Genomic DNA, 16,606 nt, shown 5'->3' with positions numbered 1-16,606 from the left:
ACACGTGACGATGGAATCCCTGCCCGATCTCACCGACTACGACGCCGTGCTGTTCGATCTGGACGGCGTGCTGACGCCCACCGCGGAAGTGCACATGCACGCGTGGGAGTCGATGTTCACCGAGCTCTTCACCGCGTGGGAGATCAGTCCGCCCTACACGGAGCGCGACTACTTCGACCACCTCGACGGCAAGAAACGCTATGACGGCGTCGCCGCGCTGCTGCGCTCGCGCGACGTCGAGGTGCCGTGGGGCGACCCGTCGGACCCCGTCACCGCCGACACCGTGTGCGGCATCGGCAACCGCAAGAACGTCGTGTTCGAGCGCGTGCTGCGCGCCGAGGGGATCGCGCCGTACCCGGGCTCGCTCGCCCTGCTGGACGCGCTCGCCGCAGCAGGCACGACCGTCGCGGTCGTGTCGAGCTCCAAGAACGCCGAAGAGGTCCTGCGCGCGGCCGGCATCCGCGACCGCTTCGCCGTCGTGATGGACGGCGTCATCGCCGAGCGCGACCACCTCGCATCCAAGCCCGCGCCCGACGTGTTCGTCGAGGCGGCGCGCATGCTCGGCGTCGAACCCGGCCGCAGCGCGGCCGTCGAAGACGCCCTCAGCGGTGTGGCGTCGGCTGTCGCGGGGGAGTTCTCCCTCGTCGTCGGCGTCGATCGCGGAGCCGGAGATGAGGCGCTGCGTCATGTCGGAGCCCACATCGTGGTCAAAGATCTAGCGGAGTTCGTCGCCGCACCCACCGAAACCTCCGAGGAGCCCACCGCATGATCGATCGCGATCGCTTCCCCGTCGACCCGTGGCGTCTGGTCGAGACCGAGTTCGATCTCGAGGATGTCGGCGTCACCGAGACGCTGTTCGCCGTGGGCAACGGCTACCTCGGAATGCGGGGCAATCATCCCGAGGGCCGTCACGCGCAGGAGCACGGCACCTTCGTCAACGGGTTCCACGAGACGTTCCCGATCCGTCACGCCGAGCAGGCGTACGGGTTCGCCGAGGTCGGTCAGACGATCATCAACGCGCCCGACGCGAAGGTGATGCGGGTCTACGTCGACGACGAGCCGCTCTCGCTCGACCTCGCGGACGTGCGCGAGTACGAGCGGGTCCTCGACATGCGCGACGGCGTGCTGCGCCGCCACATCCTGTGGGTGACGCCGTCGGGCAAGGACGTGCGGATCGACTTCGAGCGCATGGTGTCGTTCGAAGAGAAGCACCTCGCGGTCATGACGGTCGACGTCACGGTCCTCAACGCCGACGCCCCGGTCACGATCAACTGCCAGATGCTCAACCGCCAGGATGGCGAGGACGTCTACGGGGGAATGCCCGCCAGCCCGAAGCGGGCGGGATTCGACCCGCGCAAGACCGAGAAGCTCCACGAGCGCGTGCTCGAGCCGCAGGAGTACTGGCAGGACGGCGACCGGTCGGCCCTGTCGTACCGCGCGGCCGAGTCCGGCATGACGATCGCCGTGGTGGCCGACCACGCCATCGAGACCGACAACGAGTACGACTCGCGGTACCTCTGCGAGCAGGACATCGCGAAGAACGTCTTCCGCGTGCAGGCGAAGGCGGGCGTTCCGACCCGCGTCACGAAGATCGTCAGCTACCACACGTCGCGCGGCGTACCGGCCCGCGAGATCGTCGACCGCGGCCGCCGCGCGCTGGACCGCGCCCGCGGACTCGGCGTGCCGGCGCTCTTCGCCGCGCAGCGGGCATGGCTCGACGGCTTCTGGGAGCGCTCGGACGTGCGCATCGGCGGCCACGACGATCTGCAGCAGGCGACGCGGTGGTGCCTCTTCCAGCTCGCGCAGGCGTCGGCGCGCGCCGACGGCCAGGGTGTTCCCGCGAAGGGCATGACCGGCTCGGGCTACAGCGGCCACTACTTCTGGGACACCGAGATCTACGTGCTCCCGTTCCTCGCGTACACGACCCCGCTGTGGGCCCGCAACGCGCTGCGGATGCGGTATCTGATGCTGCCGGCGGCCCGCAAGCGCGCGTACCAGCTCAACGAGCACGGTGCGCTGTTCCCGTGGCGGACGATCAACGGGGAAGAGGCATCCGCGTACTACGCCGCAGGCACCGCGCAGTACCACATCAACGCCGACGTCAGCTTCGCGCTGGCGAAGTACGTGCGCTCGACCGGCGACGTCGAGTTCCTCCACCGCGAGGGCGTGGACATCGCGGTCGAGACCGCGAGGCTGTGGGCGACTCTCGGGTTCTGGCGACAGGTCGACGGGGCGGGGGAGGAGACCTTCCACATCCACGGCGTGACCGGTCCCGACGAGTACACCACCGTCGTCAACGACAACCTGTTCACCAACGTGATGGCGCGGTTCAACCTCCGCTTCGCCGCACGCACGGTGCGCGAGATGGCGGAGCTCGACGGCGAGGACTACCGCAAGATGGTCGACCGGCTCGGCCTGGACCCGGCGGAGCCGGAGGGCTGGGAGCGCGCCGCCGAGGCGATGCACATCCCGTTCAGCTCGGCGCTGGGCATCCACCCGCAGGACCACGTGTTCCTCGAGCGCGAGATCTGGGACCTCGAGAACACCCCTGCCGACAAGCATCCGCTGCTGCTGCACTTCCACCCGCTGGTGATCTACCGGTACCAGGTGCTCAAGCAGGCCGATGTGGTGCTCGCGCTCTTCCTGCAGGGCAACCACTTCTCCGACGAGGACAAGCTGGCCGACTTCGAGTACTACGACCCGCTGACCACCGGCGACTCGACGCTGTCGGCGGTCGTGCAGTCGATCCTCGCCGCCGAGGTCGGCTATCAGGACCTCGCGCTGGAGTACTTCCGCCAGTCGATCTTCGTCGACCTCGCCGACCTGCACCACAACGCCTCGGACGGCGTCCATGTGGCCTCCGCCGGCGGCGTGTGGACCGCGCTCGTATCGGGCTTCGGCGGCATGCGCGACCACTTCGGCGAGCTCTCGTTCGACCCGCGCCTGCCCGCCGACTGGCCCGAGCTCGGCTTCGTGCTGCACTGGCACGGCACCCGCCTGCAGATCACCATCACCCGCGAGGAGCTGCGCGTCGCAGCATCCGACGGCGACCCGGTCGGCTTCAGCGTCCGCGGCACCGGCTACGTCGTCGGCGCCGGAGAAGAGGTCGTGGTGCCCCTCCGCGGCCAGGGCCCCGTCATCGCCGGACGGCCGACCCTGAGGCAGCTGACCGACGTGCAGCGGGAGGACGGCTCGTACCTGTCGGCCTCGGTGCCCACGGTCACCTCGTCGATTCCGATCATCGTCGGGGTGGCGGACCTCGAACACGGTGCGGACGCACTGTGAGCAGGGGTCGGATGTCGGTCGTTCGCCGTAGGCTGTGGGGGTGACCACCGCCCTCTACCGCCGCTACCGGCCCGAGTCGTTCGGCGAGATGATCGGCCAGTCGCAGGTCACCGAACCGCTCATGACGGCTCTGCGCGGCGACCGCGTCGGCCATGCGTATCTGTTCTCGGGCCCGCGCGGTTGCGGCAAGACGACTTCGGCGCGCATCCTCGCGCGCTGCCTCAACTGCGCGCAAGGGCCGACAGACACTCCCTGCGGCACGTGTGACAGCTGCGTCGAGCTCGGGCGCGGGGGTGGGGGCTCGCTCGACGTCGTCGAGATCGACGCGGCGAGTCACAACGGCGTCGACGACGCACGCGATCTGCGTGAGCGGGCGGTGTTCGCCCCGGCGCGCGACCGCTTCAAGATCTTCATCCTCGACGAGGCGCACATGGTCACGCCGCAGGGCTTCAACGCCCTGCTCAAGCTGGTCGAAGAGCCTCCCGACCATGTGAAGTTCATCTTCGCCACCACCGAGCCCGAGAAGGTCATCGGCACGATCCGCTCCCGCACGCACCACTACCCGTTCCGGCTGGTGCCGCCCGCGGCCATGCTCGAGTACGTGCAGTCGCTGTGCGAGCAGGAGGGCGTCGAGGTCGAGGCCGGAGTGCTCCCCCTCGTCGTGCGTGCCGGCGGCGGCTCGCCGCGAGACACCCTCTCGCTGCTCGACCAGCTCATCGCAGGGTCCGAAGAGGGCAGAGTGCGCTACGAGCGCGCGGTCGCGCTCCTGGGCTACACGCATGCCGAGCTGCTCGACGAGGTGGTCGACGCGTTCGCCGCACGCGACGCCTCTGCGGCCTTCACGGCGATCGATCGGGTCGTGCAGACCGGGCAGGACCCCCGCCGCTTCGTCGACGACCTCCTCGAGCGACTGCGCGACCTCATCGTCGTGTCGGCGACCGGGCAGGGCGCGGCGGCCGTGCTGCGCGGCGTCTCGGCCGAAGACCTCATGCGCATGCAGCGTCAAGCCGACGCGTTCGGCACAGCGCGCCTGTCCGTCATCGCCGACCTCGTGATCGCGACGCTCGATGACATGACCGGCGCCACCTCGCCCCGCCTTCAGCTCGAGCTGATGGTCGCCCGTGTGATGGCGAGGGGAGCGGATGCCGCGTCCCCGGCCGCGCCGGTCGAGCGCGCCGCCGCGCCGGTCGAGCGCGCCGCCGCCGTGGTCGAACGCGGACCGGCGCCGGCTGCCTCCCGACCGGCTGCCCCGGCTGCCGCGGCTGCACCCGCCTCTGCCGCACCGGCCGCCGTCGAGGTGCCCACGCCCGAGCCGGTCACGCCGCCTGCGCCGGAGCCCGTGTCCGCGCAGCGCGAGCCCGAGCCCGTCGCCACCGAGCCCGAGCCCGCACCAGTCGTCGCAGCATCCGAGCCGTCCGGCCCTGTCACGGCACAGCGCATGCGCGATGCGTGGCCCGAGGTGCTCGCGAAGCTCGAAGACATCAGTCGCACGTCGTGGCTTCTCGCCTCGAACGCCGAGGTCACCGGTCTCGACGACGACGTGCTCACGCTGTCTTTCGCGAGCCAGGCCGACGTCGCCAAGTTCAAGCAGCGCGCGGCCGGCGGCGGTCCGAGCGAAGACCTCCGACAGGCGATCGTAGCCGTGCTCGGCATCCGCGTGAAGTATCTCGCGAAGCACGACGGCCCGGCGGGGCCGCCCAGCGCCCCCGCTCCGTCGGCACCACCGTCGGCATCCGCTCGTCCGGCCCCGACCCGCGCGTCCGCGCCGGCCGCTGCCGCGCCGGTGACCGAGTGGGCGGTCGCGCCGATTCCGACCGATGCCGACGCGCCGCCGCTCGATCCCGGTCCGGCCGGGCTCTCGCTCGGGCAGTTCGCCGTCGACGATGAGCCCGAAGACGCCGCGCGAGCGCGCGTCGCGACGCTCGCGCCGACCCGCGAGGGCGACGTGCTGCGCGCGGCCGACGTCGAGCCTTCGATCGAGCCCGTCGACGACGACGATGACGACACGGCGGATGCCGCTGCCGATGCCCCGGTGCCACCCGTGGTCGCGCCGCCGCTGCCTCCGGTGGCGTCGATGCGCAACGACGGCGTGCAGCGTTACGGCGAGGCGGTCGTGCGCCAGGTGCTCGGCGCCACATTCGTGCGGGAAGAGCCCTACGAACCGCCGACGAGGTTCAACTAGTCCATGTACGACGGCATCGTTCAAGACCTGATCGACGAGTTCGGGCGGCTTCCGGGCATCGGTCCGAAGTCCGCGCAGCGCATCACTTTCCACATCCTGCAGACGCCCAACTTCGACGTCTCCCACCTCGCCGAACTCCTCGCCGACGTGCGCGACAAGGTGCGCTTCTGCGAGGTGTGCGGGAACGTCTCGGAGCAGGACCGCTGCTCGATCTGCCGGGATCCGCGCCGAAATCCGAGCCTCATCTGCGTGGTCGAGGATGCGAAGGATGTCGCGGCGATCGAACGCACGCGCGAGTTCCGCGGGCTCTACCACGTGCTCGGCGGCGCGATCAGTCCCATCGCCGGCATCGGACCCGACGACCTGCGCATCACGCAGCTGATGCAGCGCCTCGCGGACGGCACCGTCCAGGAGGTGATCCTCGCGACCAACCCGAATCTCGAGGGCGAGGCGACGGCGACCTATCTCAGCCGGCTTCTCCACACGCTCGAGATCGCGGTCACGCGCCTCGCATCCGGACTCCCGGTCGGAGGCGATCTCGAGTACGCCGACGAGGTCACGCTCGGTCGCGCCTTCGAGGGCCGGCGCTCGGTCTGAGGTCGGTGCACGCTCCGGGGGCGTCACCGATCACGTGGGGTGTCTGATGTCCGCCGTACATTGGCAGTCGTGTGCGTCGCTCAGCGCGACGCCACCCACGATCCTGGACAGGTGGAAGAGTCGACGTGAACGGCCCCGAGAAGTGAACGGCCCCGAGAAGTGAACGGCCCCGAGAAGTGAACAGCACCGTGCAGAGGTTCGACGGCCGGGCGTGGGTTCTGTTCGCGATCATGGCGCTGGTCTGGGGCATCCCGTATCTCTTCATCAAGGTCGCGGTCGACTCCTACTCGCCCGCTGCGGTAGTCGCCGGCCGCACGCTCATCGGCGCCATCCTTCTCCTGCCCTTCGCGCTGCGGCAGAAGTCGCTCAGGCCGGCGTTCTCGAAGATCGGGTGGGTGCTGGCGTTCGGCGCCATCGAGATGGCCGGGCCCTTCCTGCTGCTGGGGCATGCCGAGCAGACGCTGCCGTCCGGTCTCACCGGGCTCCTCGTCGCCACCGTTCCCCTCTTCGCCGCGCTGATCGCGTTCACCGGCGGCGATCGCTCCGTGCTGAAGCCCGCCCGCGCGATCGGGCTCGTGGTCGGCTTCGCCGGCGTCGCGGTCATCGTCGCGGGGCCGGGACTCGCGATCGAGGGCGGCGGCGGTCTCCTGGCGGTGGGCGAGGTGCTGCTCGTCGCCGTCTGCTACGCGATCGCGCCGTTCATCGTCGCGCACAAGCTCACAGACGTCCCCGCGCTCGGCACGATCACCCTCTCGCTCTTCGCCGTCGGCATCTTCTATCTGCCGATCGGCCTGCTCACGCAGCACGAGGTGCCCACCGTCGACAGCACGGTCGCGCTCGTGCTGCTCGGCGTCGTGTGCACCGCGGTCGCCTTCATCGTGTTCTTCGCGCTCATCAAGCGGGTCGGTCCGGTCCGGGCCCCGCTGTTCACCTACGTCAATCCCGTGGTCGCGATCGTCCTCGGCACGATCATCCTCGGCGAGTCGCTCACCCTCGGGCTGCTGGTCGGGTTCCCGCTCGTGATCCTCGGCTGCTGGCTCGCCGCCACCGGCGGCACGCTCCGCGCGCGTGAACCCGATCTGCTCGCCCCGTCCGCATCCGATCCGGAGCGCGAGAAAGACGCCGAGCTTCCACCGGTCGCTCCCGGCTGATCGCTCGCGCGCGTCGGGTCAGCGCAGGACTTCGACCAGTGCGACCCACGAGACGACGAGCGCGGCGACGATCGCGAGAATCGCTCCCGCTGCGGCCGCATACAGCGCGCCGGGCACCCCGGCGACGGCGAGAACGCCCGCCGCCAGGTAGGCGACGGCGGGCAGGAAGCCCACGAGAGCCTTGGCGGCGGTCGCACGACTGCGAGGGTCGCGATCCGAGGCGATGGCGCGGCTGATCCCGATCTGGAACACGACCGCCCCGACGGCGATCGCGAGGACGAGCCAGCCGTACCAGGCCTCGTCGACCGACGGCATCAGAGCGACCGCTGAGACGCACAGCGCCGCGACGAGCATGACGATGCCCGATCCGAGCCGTGCCGTCAACGAGCGGGACTTGACGATGTCGCCGATGTTGACGCTCGCCGCGACGATCACGAGGCCGCCGAGCGCCGCCGTTGCACCCACGATGGCGACGTTGAAGTCCTTCCACTCGGCAAGAAGCTCGCTCATGCGTGCACTCTAGCGAAGCGACACATGGCCGAGTCGGCATCACCACATCCGTAAGATGATCCGATGGGTGCGGCATCCGATCGCGCTCGCCTTCCCGGGAGTTCGAACGTGGCGCTGATCGTCCAGAAGTACGGCGGATCGTCGGTCGCGGACGCCGAGAGCATCAAGCGCGTGGCGAAGCGCATCGTGGACGCGCGCCGTGCCGGGCACGACGTCGTGGTGGCCGTCAGTGCGATGGGCGACACGACCGACGAGCTCCTCGACCTCGCCTCGCAGGTCGCGCCCATCCCCGCGCCGCGCGAGCTCGACATGCTGCTGTCCAGCGGTGAGCGCATCTCGATGGCGCTGCTGGCGATGGCGATCCACTCGATGGGCTTCGAGGCGCGTTCGTTCACGGGCAGCCAGGCGGGCATGATCACGACCGCCGACCACGGCGCCGCGCGCATCGTCGACGTCACCCCGATCCGACTGCGCGAGGCGCTCGACGAGGGCGCCATCGTCATCGTCGCCGGCTTCCAGGGCTTCAACCGCGACACCCGCGACATCACGACGCTGGGTCGCGGCGGGTCCGACACGACGGCCGTCGCGCTCGCGGCAGCGCTCGAGGCCGACGTCTGCGAGATCTACAGCGACGTGGACGGCATCTTCACCGCTGATCCGCGCGTCGTGCCGAAGGCACGCAAACTCGGCGTCGTCTCCGCCGAGGAGATGCTGGAGCTCGCGGCCAACGGCGCCAAGGTGCTGTACATCCGGGCCGTCGAATACGCGCGCCGCCACGGCGTGCTGATCCACGCCCGCTCGACGTTCAGCTCGGGCGTCGGAACGTACGTGCTCGGCCCGGGGATGACCCTCCCCGACGGCGAAACAGGAGAACAGATGGAAGAGCCGATCGTCGCGGGTGTCGCGACCGACCTCAGCCAGGCGAAGATCACCGTGATCGGCGTTCCCGACGTGCCGGGCAAGGCCGCCGAGATCTTCAAGGTCGTCGCCAAGTCCGGTGCGAACGTCGACATGATCGTGCAGAACGTGTCGGCGGCCACGACCGGCCGCACCGATATCTCGTTCACCCTGCCGAAGACCGACGCCGCTACCGCGCTCAAGGCCCTCGCGGCCGACAAGCCCGAGATCGGCTTCGAGAACCTCGTCCACGACGACCAGATCGGCAAGCTCTCGGTGGTCGGCGCGGGCATGCGCACGCACTCGGGCGTCTCGGCCACGCTGTTCGAGGCGCTCAGCCTGTCCGGCGTCAACATCGAGATGATCTCGACGTCCGAGATCCGCATCTCGGTCGTCGTGCGCGGCACCGAGCTCGCCGAGGCCGCCCGCGTCGTGCACACCGCCTATGGGCTCGACGGCGATGACGACGCCGTCGTCCACGCCGGCACCGGGCGCTGACAGCCCCGCGGAGTTGGCGCGAATCCTGCGCTTCGCGGCCGTCTCGACCGGGTAACACGGCCGAGTCGCCCGCGACCGGCCGGTAGAATCGCACAAATCCCGCGCTCCGATGGCGTCTGCGCGACCTCTTCGCACCAAGGATCCCTCATGACCCGCATCTCCGATTCAGGACTCTCCGTCGCCGTCGTCGGCGCCACCGGCCAGGTCGGCACCGTGATGCGCGAGATCCTGCTCGAGCGCCGCTTCCCGATCCGTGAGCTGCGTCTCTTCGCGACCTCCCGCTCGGCCGGCACCGCCGTGGAGTTCGCCGGCGAGACCGTGATCATCGAGGATGTCGCGACCGCCGATCCCGCGGGCATCGACATCGCCCTCTTCTCGGCGGGCGCCACCGGCAGCCGAGCGCACGCCCCGCGCTTCGCCGAGGCCGGCGCGCTCGTGATCGACAACTCGAGCGCGTGGCGCATGGACCCCGAGGTGCCGCTGATCGTCAGCGAGGTCAACCCCCACGCGATCGCCGATGCGCGCAAGGGCATCGTCGCGAACCCCAACTGCACCACGATGGCCGCGATGCCCGTGCTGAAGGTGCTGGATGCCGAGGCCGGCCTCGAGCGACTCATCGTGTCGACCTACCAGGCCGTGTCGGGTTCGGGACTCGCCGGAGCCCAGGAGCTCCTCGGCCAGGTCGAGGGCGTCCTCGCCCAGGGGCACACGCTCGACCTCGTGCATGACGGCTCCGCGGTGGACTTCCCTGAGCCCGAGAAGTACGTCGCACCCATCGCATTCGACGTCATCCCGCTGGCCGGCAACCTCGTCGACGACGGGTGGAACGAGACCGACGAGGAGAAGAAGCTCCGCAACGAGAGCCGCAAGATCCTCGAACTGCCCGACCTCCGCGTCGCGGGCACGTGCGTGCGCGTCCCCGTGTTCACGGGCCACTCGCTCTCGATCCACGCCGAGTTCGCCCGCGACATCACTCCCGACCGCGCCCGCGAGATCCTCGCCGTCGCGCCGGGCGTCGCGCTCGAAGAGGTGCCCACGCCGCTGCAGGCCGCGGGCAACGACCCGAGCTACGTCGGTCGCATCCGCGCCGACCAGTCCGCACCCGAGGGCAAGGGTCTCGTGCTCTTCATCTCGAACGACAACCTGCGCAAGGGGGCGGCGCTCAACGCGGTCCAGATCGCCGAGGTCGTCGCCGCATCGCTCGGCGCTCGCGCCTGAACGCGGCATCCGGGTTGTCGTCGCTGCAAGAAGCAGCGTTCTTTCGCGCGGAATCGGTGCTCGCGGCCGGGAGTGCTTTCGCGCCGAACTAGACTCGTCGGGTGACCGAAACGCCCTCCGACGCCCTGCCTCACCCCGACGACAGCGACATGCCCGCGGGCACTGTCGATGTGCTGCTGATCGGCGGCGGGATCATGAGCGCGACGCTGGGCACCCTGCTCCAGGAGCTCCAGCCGACCTGGAAGATCGCGCTGTTCGAGCGCCTGTCGGATGTCGCGCTCGAGAGCTCCAACGCCTGGAACAACGCCGGCACCGGTCACGCGGCCCTGTGCGAGCTCAACTACATGCCCGAGGGCAAGGACGGCTCGGTCGACCCCGCGAAGGCGATCTCGATCAACGAGCAGTTCCAGCAGAGCCGTCAGCTGTGGTCGTCCCTCGTCGATCGAGGTGTTCTGGACGCCCCCTCGACCTTCATCAACTCGGCGCCCCACATGACGTTCGTTCAGGGCGAGAAGGACGTCGCGTACCTCAAGAAGCGCTACGAGGCGCTCAAGCAGGAGCCGCTCTTCGCAGGGATCGAGTACAGCGAGGACTCCCGCGTCATCAACACGTGGGCGCCGCTGCTGATGCAGAAGCGCCGCAAGGGCGAGCCGTTCGCGGCGACCCGCGTGCCCGCCGGAACCGATGTGGACTTCGGCGCGCTGACGCGTCAGCTGCTCGCGCACCTGGCCGAGAACGGCGCTGACGTTCGCACCAACACCGAGGTCCGCAGCCTGAAGCGGCTCGCCGACGGCACGTGGGGCGTGAAGTACCGGCGCTCCATCGGCCGCACCCCCGGGACCATCCGCGCGAAGTTCGTGTTCGTCGGTGCGGGCGGGTGGGCGCTCAAGCTGCTGCAGCGCTCGGGCATCCCCGAGATCAAGGGCTATGGCGTCTTCCCGATCGGCGGCCAGTTCCTCAAGACGACGAACCCCGCCGTCGTCTCGCAGCACAAGGCGAAGGTGTACTCGCAGGCATCGGTCGGAGCGCCGCCCATGTCGGTGCCCCACCTCGACACCCGTGTCGTCGACGGCGAGGCGTCGCTCCTCTTCGGGCCCTTCGCGACGTTCAGCCCGAAGTTCCTCAAGAACGGCTCGATGCTCGACATCGTCAGCCAGGTGCGGCCGCACAACCTCGGCCCGATGCTGAAGGTCGCGTGGGACAACCCGTCGCTGATCACCTACCTCGTCGGCGAGCTGCTCAAGAACCACGCGCGAAAGGTCGACAGCCTGCGCACGTTCATGCCGACCGCGAAGGACGAGGACTGGGAGCTGATCCAGGCCGGCCAGCGCGCGCAGGTGATGAAGAAGGACCCGGAGAAGGGCGGCATCCTGCAGTTCGGCACCGAGGTCGTCACCGGTGCCGACGGCTCGATCGCCGGCCTGCTCGGAGCCTCCCCGGGCGCCTCCACGGCGGCGTCGATCATGCTCGGCCTGCTCAAGACGTGCTTCCCCGACCGCGTCGACGCGTGGGAGCCGCGCCTGCGCGAGCTGATCCCGAGCTACGGCGAGACGCTCAACCAGCGTCCTGCGGTCGCCGAGGAGTCCCTCACCGAGACCGCTGCGACCCTCGCCCTCTCCGCCTGAGAACCTCCCGGCCTGAGGCCGCCCGCCCCTAGGGTGGGGGCATGACCTCGCCGGTGCGCCGCCCTGCCCGTCGCGCATGGCTGTGGATCGTCGTGGCCGTGATCGTGCTCGCGTGCGCGCTCCTCGCGCTGCTGCGTCTGCCCGGGGGCGACCCCGCCGCGTTCGCCGCCCGAGTGGATGCTCCCACCGCGGGCCTGGCGCAGCTCGCCGGGTCGGTCGACGACTTCTCCTTCGACTCGTTCGAGGCGGACTACCACCTGGCGCGGGCGGCCGACGGGACGAGCCACCTCGTGACCACCGAGACGATCGTCGCGCGATTCCCCGACGTCGACCAGAACAAGGGGATCGTGCGGGCACTGCCGACGATCGACAGCGGACTGTCGCTCGGCACCGAGGTCATCGACGTGACGGGCGCGGGCGGCGCACCGATCCCGTGGTGGACGGAGTCCGACGGTGAGTGGGTCTACGTCCTCACCGGCGACGACTCGTTCGTGCGCGGCGTGCAGACGTATGTGATCACCTATGCGCAGAGCGATGTCGTGCTGCGCTACGACGACACGGATGCCGATGAGTTCCTCTGGGACACGGTCGGCGTCGACCACGCCCAGCCCTTCGACGAGGTCACCGCACGCGTGCACGTGACGGGGGACGCGGCATCCGGTCTCCTTCCCGGCCGCGCGTACTGCTACACCGGTCCGGCGGGCTCGACCGAGCAGTGCGAGATCACCGGACCGGCGGCGGGCGAACCGTGGCCCCTCGAGCTCGTGCCGTGGCTCGGACCGACGATCGTCGACGACGCGTCGCCGGTCGTGTTCACCGCACGAGACTCGGATCTCGGGCCCGACGAGAACGTCACGGTCGCCATCGGGTTCGCGCAGGGCACGTTCGCGGCGCCGACCCCGCCTCCTCCTCCGCCGTACCCCTGGTGGCACTGGATCCTGCCCTCGCTCGCGCTGCTCGCCGGCATCGGCGGGCTCGTCTTCGTGCTCGTCGTGCGGGCCGTGGCGCGTCGCAACCCCGACGACGCCCCCGTGATCGTGCAGTACACCCCGCCCGTCGACGAGTCGCTGACCCTGTCGGCCGGTGTGCTCGACGAACCGGGCAGGGCGCTGGCGGCGCACGTCGTCGATCTCGCCGTGCGCGACAAGGTCGAGATCGTCGCCGAGGGCGATCGAGCGGATGCCGAGGACTTCGGGGTGGTCCTCACCGACACCGACGGGCTGGAGCACGACGACCGTCGGGTCGTCGACACGCTCTTCGGCAGGAACGCCGGCGTCGGTGCGCGGATCGATCTCGGCGCGTTCGCGCGCAAGCCGCCGAGCCGAGCGGTGACCTACGTGCGCCGGATCGACACGGCCACCGTGCAGCGGGGCTACCGCGCCGAGCTCCCGGGGTGGATCACGGCGGTGCGCGGTCTCGCGCAGCTCAGCGGTGTGGCGCTCGCCCTGCTGCTCATCTTCGTGGGCGACTTCACCTGGGAGATCCTCGCGCCGCTCGGCGGCTGGGGGAGCCTCATCTATTTCGCGGCGATCGCGAGCGGATTCTTCGCGACCTTCGGTCTGCCGCTCGTCGACATGCCCGCGACCGTGCTGACGGTCGCCGGCGGACGGCACCGCACGTATCTCGACGGCATCCGCGACTATCTCCGTCTGGCCGAGGAGGACCGCCTGCGCGCCGCCCAGTCGCCGCGCTCGGCCGACCTCGTCTCCTCAGGCGTCCGCCGCTACGGCGACAATCCGAACGTCGAAGGATCCGAGGTGGTGAACCTCTACGAGCGACTCCTCCCGTATGCGGTGCTGTTCGGCCTCGAGCGCGAATGGGTCGAGGTCATCCGAACCGCCACAGGCACGGATGCCGCCTCCCGCGCCTCTCTCTTCGACGTCGTCACCTCGCGCTCGCTCTCGGACGCGTCGCAGTCGATCGGACGGCTCGCGGCCACTCCGGTCTCGAGCGGCGGATCGAGTTCGAGCGGGTCGTCGTCGAGTTCGAGCTGGTCGTCGTCGGGAGGGTCGTCGGGCGGCGGATTCTCCGGCGGCGGGGGAGGCGGAGGCGGGTTCGGAGGCCGCTGACTTCCGTAGACTCGCCGGGTGGCCAAACTGTACTTCCGCTACGGCGCGATGAACTCCGGCAAGTCGACGTCGCTCCTGCAGGCCGCGTACAACTACGAGGAGCGCGGGCAGCACGTGCTCCTGGCCAAGCCCGAGATCGACACCAAGGGCGCGGACCAGATCTCCAGCCGCCTCGGCGTCGAGCGCACCGTCGACTTCCTCATTCCGCCGGGCGCCGACGTCCGGGCGCTCTTCGCGGAGCATCGGGAGCGCGTGCGGGAGCGCGCCGAGGACGCGCTGATCCCGGAGTCCTCGGCGACCGGCGCCGCGCCCGACGTGGCGTGCCTGATGATCGATGAGGCGCAGTTCCTCACCCGTGAGCAGGTCGACGACCTGCTGCGGATCGTCGTGCTCGATCACGTCCCGGTGCTCGCATACGGCATCCGCACGGACTTCCAGACGCAGGCCTTTCCGGGATCCCGTCGACTGCTGGAACTCGCCCACAGCCTCGAGGAGCTCAAGACGATCTGCCGCTGCGGGCGCAAGGCGCTCTTCAACGCCCGCCTCGTCGGTGGCCGGTTCGTGTTCGACGGCGACCAGGTCGCGATCGACGAGCTGTCGACGGCGCGCGTCACCTACGAGTCGATGTGCGCGGAATGCTACCTGCGCGAATCGGGTGGGCGAATCGGCGCCAACTAGTCTGGGACGATGCGAGTTCTCCTCACCGGCGGTGCCGGCTACATCGGCGCGCACACCGCGATCGCGCTCCTCGAGGCCGGCCACGACGTGCTCATCGTGGATGACATGTCGGGCACCAGCCCCGAGGCGGTTGCGCGCGTCGAGCAGATCACGGGGACGACCGTGCCCCTGCTCGTCGCCGATGTGCGCGACCGGCAGGCGCTGACGGACTTCCTGCGCAGGAACGCGCCCGTCGACGCCGTGATCCACCTCGCGGGACTGAAGGCCGTCGGCGAATCGATGGCGGAGCCGGTGCGCTACTACGACGTCAACCTCGGATCGTCGATCACGCTGCTCGAGGTGATGGCGGCGGAGGGCATCCGCACGATCGTGTTCTCCAGCTCCGCGACGGTCTACGGCACGCCTGAGCAGCTCCCGCTCACCGAGGAGTCGCCCACCGGCATCGACCTCGCGAACCCCTACGGCAAGACCAAGCGCATCATCGAGGAGATCCTCTCCGACGCCGCAGCCGCCGACCCCGACCTGCGGGCGATCAGCCTGCGCTACTTCAACCCGGTCGGCGCGCACCCGTCGGGCCTCATCGGCGAGGACCCGCACGGCATCCCGAACAATCTCATGCCCTTCGTGTCGCGCGTCGCGATCGGGTCCCTCCCCGAGGTGGCGGTGTTCGGCACCGACTACGACACCCCCGACGGAACGGGACAGCGCGACTACATCCACGTCACCGATCTCGCCGCCGGCCACGTCGCCGCCCTCGAGCAGGCCACGCCCGGGTACGACGTCTACAACCTCGGCACCGGCGAGCCCGTCTCAGTCCTCGAGCTGATCGCCGCGTTCGAGCGGGCGAGCGGACGCGAGATCCCGAAGCGGCTGGCGCCGCGCCGCCCCGGCGACGTCGCCGCCACCTACGGCGACCCCTCGAAGGCCGGACGCGAGCTGGGGTGGGCGACGCGCCTCACGATCGACGACGCCTGCCGTGACTACTGGAACTGGCAGTCACGCAACCCGCGCGGGTACGCGGGAGCCTGAGGCCTAAGAGATCTCGGGCGCTGCCGCACCGCGACGGCGGGGGAGCGGGATCAGCATCGAGGTCGTCCGGCGGTACTCGGCGTACGCGGGGTACTTCGACGCGGTGATCGACTCCGTGAAGACCGTCGAGCCGATGAACAGCAGCGTGAGCAGCGCGGCTCCCGCGATCGTCCAGTTCAGCCATCCGCCGCCGTCGGTCACGAGCGCGGCCGCACCGATCGCGTAGAACGCCCACCACTGGGCCTGCTCGAAGAAGAAGTTCGGGTGACGGCTGTAGGCGAAGAGGCCGCTCGTGACGAATCCCGGCTCGAGGGTGCCCCTTGCGGCCTTCTTCTTCTCGTGGAAGTCCCATTGCTGCTGGTCGGCGACGAACTCTCCCACGAGGAACGCCGCGAAGAGCAGGGCGAACGCGGCATCCCACCCGCCGAACGGCACCGGATGCTGCCAGGCGATGTAGGCCGGGAGCGTGATGAGCACCAGCAGGGCGTTCTGGTACAGCACGATGAAGAACAGGTTGAACAGCTGGAACTGCCACGGCTTCATGCGACCGCGCAGGATGGCCCAGCGGTAGTCCTCCATGCCGGTGTACCCGCCCTTGCGGGCGAAGTTGAAGGTGAGGCGCGCGCCCCACGCCGTCACCAGCACCGCCATCACGATCAGGCGGGTGGCGTCCTCGCCGCCCAGAATCCCCGAGATCGCGAAGATCCAGACGTACACGACGGGAACGATCGACCACAGGCGATCGACCCAGGAGGTGTCCTTGGTGATGAGCGAGGCGATCCAGCAGAAGGCGCAGGCCGCGCCCGCGACGATGAGGACGACGAGGAGGGGATCCATGGCGCCAGGGTACCGGTTGCTTGTGGTCGG

General features: G+C 69.8%; 13 protein-coding genes. 11 read left to right on the top strand and 2 right to left on the bottom strand.

Annotation, left to right across the window (positions count from 1 at the left end; genetic code table 11):
- The first annotated feature begins 10 nt into the window (after positions 1 to 10).
- The 5 genes from OL358_RS01825 to OL358_RS01805 all read left to right on the top strand — a co-directional run bounded on the left by OL358_RS01825 (position 11) and on the right by OL358_RS01805 (position 7,215).
- Positions 11 to 769, top strand: a complete 759-nt coding sequence (locus OL358_RS01825; RefSeq protein ID WP_264710210.1) for an HAD family hydrolase — start codon at positions 11 to 13, stop codon at positions 767 to 769.
- Positions 766 to 3,285, top strand: a complete 2,520-nt coding sequence (locus OL358_RS01820; protein ID WP_264708236.1) for a glycoside hydrolase family 65 protein — start codon at positions 766 to 768, stop codon at positions 3,283 to 3,285. The genes OL358_RS01825 and OL358_RS01820 overlap by 4 nt, the downstream gene beginning before the upstream one ends.
- 40 nt (positions 3,286 to 3,325) lie before the next feature.
- A complete protein-coding gene (locus OL358_RS01815) occupies positions 3,326 to 5,467 on the top strand; it encodes a DNA polymerase III subunit gamma and tau (RefSeq protein ID WP_264708235.1) in 2,142 nt (713 codons plus the stop codon).
- A gap of 3 nt (positions 5,468 to 5,470) precedes the next feature.
- Positions 5,471 to 6,064 carry a recombination mediator RecR gene (recR, locus tag OL358_RS01810; RefSeq protein WP_264708234.1) on the top strand — a complete coding sequence of 198 codons (594 nt, stop codon included), beginning with the start codon at positions 5,471 to 5,473 and terminating at the stop codon, positions 6,062 to 6,064.
- A 188-nt stretch (positions 6,065 to 6,252) separates the two neighbouring features.
- A complete protein-coding gene (locus OL358_RS01805; protein ID WP_264708233.1) occupies positions 6,253 to 7,215 on the top strand; it encodes a DMT family transporter in 963 nt (320 codons plus the stop codon).
- An 18-nt stretch (positions 7,216 to 7,233) separates the two neighbouring features.
- Here the strand turns inward: OL358_RS01805 and OL358_RS01800 are convergent, their stop codons facing one another.
- Positions 7,234 to 7,725: a hypothetical protein gene (locus tag OL358_RS01800; protein ID WP_264708232.1), complete on the bottom strand. Its 492-nt coding sequence runs from the start codon at positions 7,723 to 7,725 to the stop codon at positions 7,234 to 7,236.
- Between the two features lie 108 nt (positions 7,726 to 7,833).
- Here OL358_RS01800 and OL358_RS01795 point away from each other — a divergent pair, with 108 nt between their 5' ends.
- The 6 genes from OL358_RS01795 to galE all read left to right on the top strand — a co-directional run bounded on the left by OL358_RS01795 (position 7,834) and on the right by galE (position 15,739).
- Positions 7,834 to 9,120, top strand: coding sequence for an aspartate kinase (locus OL358_RS01795; protein ID WP_264710209.1), 1,287 nt, complete (start codon positions 7,834 to 7,836; stop codon positions 9,118 to 9,120).
- Positions 9,121 to 9,267: 147 nt separating this feature from the next.
- A complete protein-coding gene (locus OL358_RS01790; RefSeq protein ID WP_264708231.1) occupies positions 9,268 to 10,338 on the top strand; it encodes an aspartate-semialdehyde dehydrogenase in 1,071 nt (356 codons plus the stop codon).
- Positions 10,339 to 10,487: 149 nt separating this feature from the next.
- Positions 10,488 to 11,963, top strand: a complete 1,476-nt coding sequence (locus tag OL358_RS01785; RefSeq protein WP_264710208.1) for a malate:quinone oxidoreductase — start codon at positions 10,488 to 10,490, stop codon at positions 11,961 to 11,963.
- Positions 11,964 to 12,004: 41 nt separating this feature from the next.
- Entirely contained in the window at positions 12,005 to 14,032 is a 2,028-nt protein-coding gene (locus OL358_RS01780; RefSeq protein WP_264708230.1) for a DUF2207 domain-containing protein, read from the top strand.
- An 18-nt stretch (positions 14,033 to 14,050) separates the two neighbouring features.
- The gene (locus OL358_RS01775) at positions 14,051 to 14,710 is read left to right on the top strand and encodes a thymidine kinase (protein ID WP_264708228.1); all 660 of its coding nucleotides are present in this window, start codon (positions 14,051 to 14,053) and stop codon (positions 14,708 to 14,710) included.
- 9 nt (positions 14,711 to 14,719) lie between these two features.
- Positions 14,720 to 15,739 (top strand): UDP-glucose 4-epimerase GalE, encoded by a 1,020-nt coding sequence (gene galE / locus OL358_RS01770; RefSeq protein WP_264708227.1) that lies wholly within the window; start codon positions 14,720 to 14,722, stop codon positions 15,737 to 15,739.
- A 3-nt stretch (positions 15,740 to 15,742) separates the two neighbouring features.
- Here galE and OL358_RS01765 read toward each other — a convergent pair whose 3' ends face one another.
- Positions 15,743 to 16,576: a DUF1295 domain-containing protein gene (locus tag OL358_RS01765; RefSeq protein WP_264708226.1), complete on the bottom strand. Its 834-nt coding sequence runs from the start codon at positions 16,574 to 16,576 to the stop codon at positions 15,743 to 15,745.
- Positions 16,577 to 16,606: the final 30 nt, after the last annotated feature.

The sequence above is a fragment of the Microbacterium sp. SSM24 genome, from assembly GCF_025989145.1.
Lineage (GTDB): Bacteria > Actinomycetota > Actinomycetes > Actinomycetales > Microbacteriaceae > Microbacterium.
The sequence above is the reverse complement of the archived record's forward strand: the minus strand, read 5'-3'. Positions and strand labels throughout refer to the sequence as shown.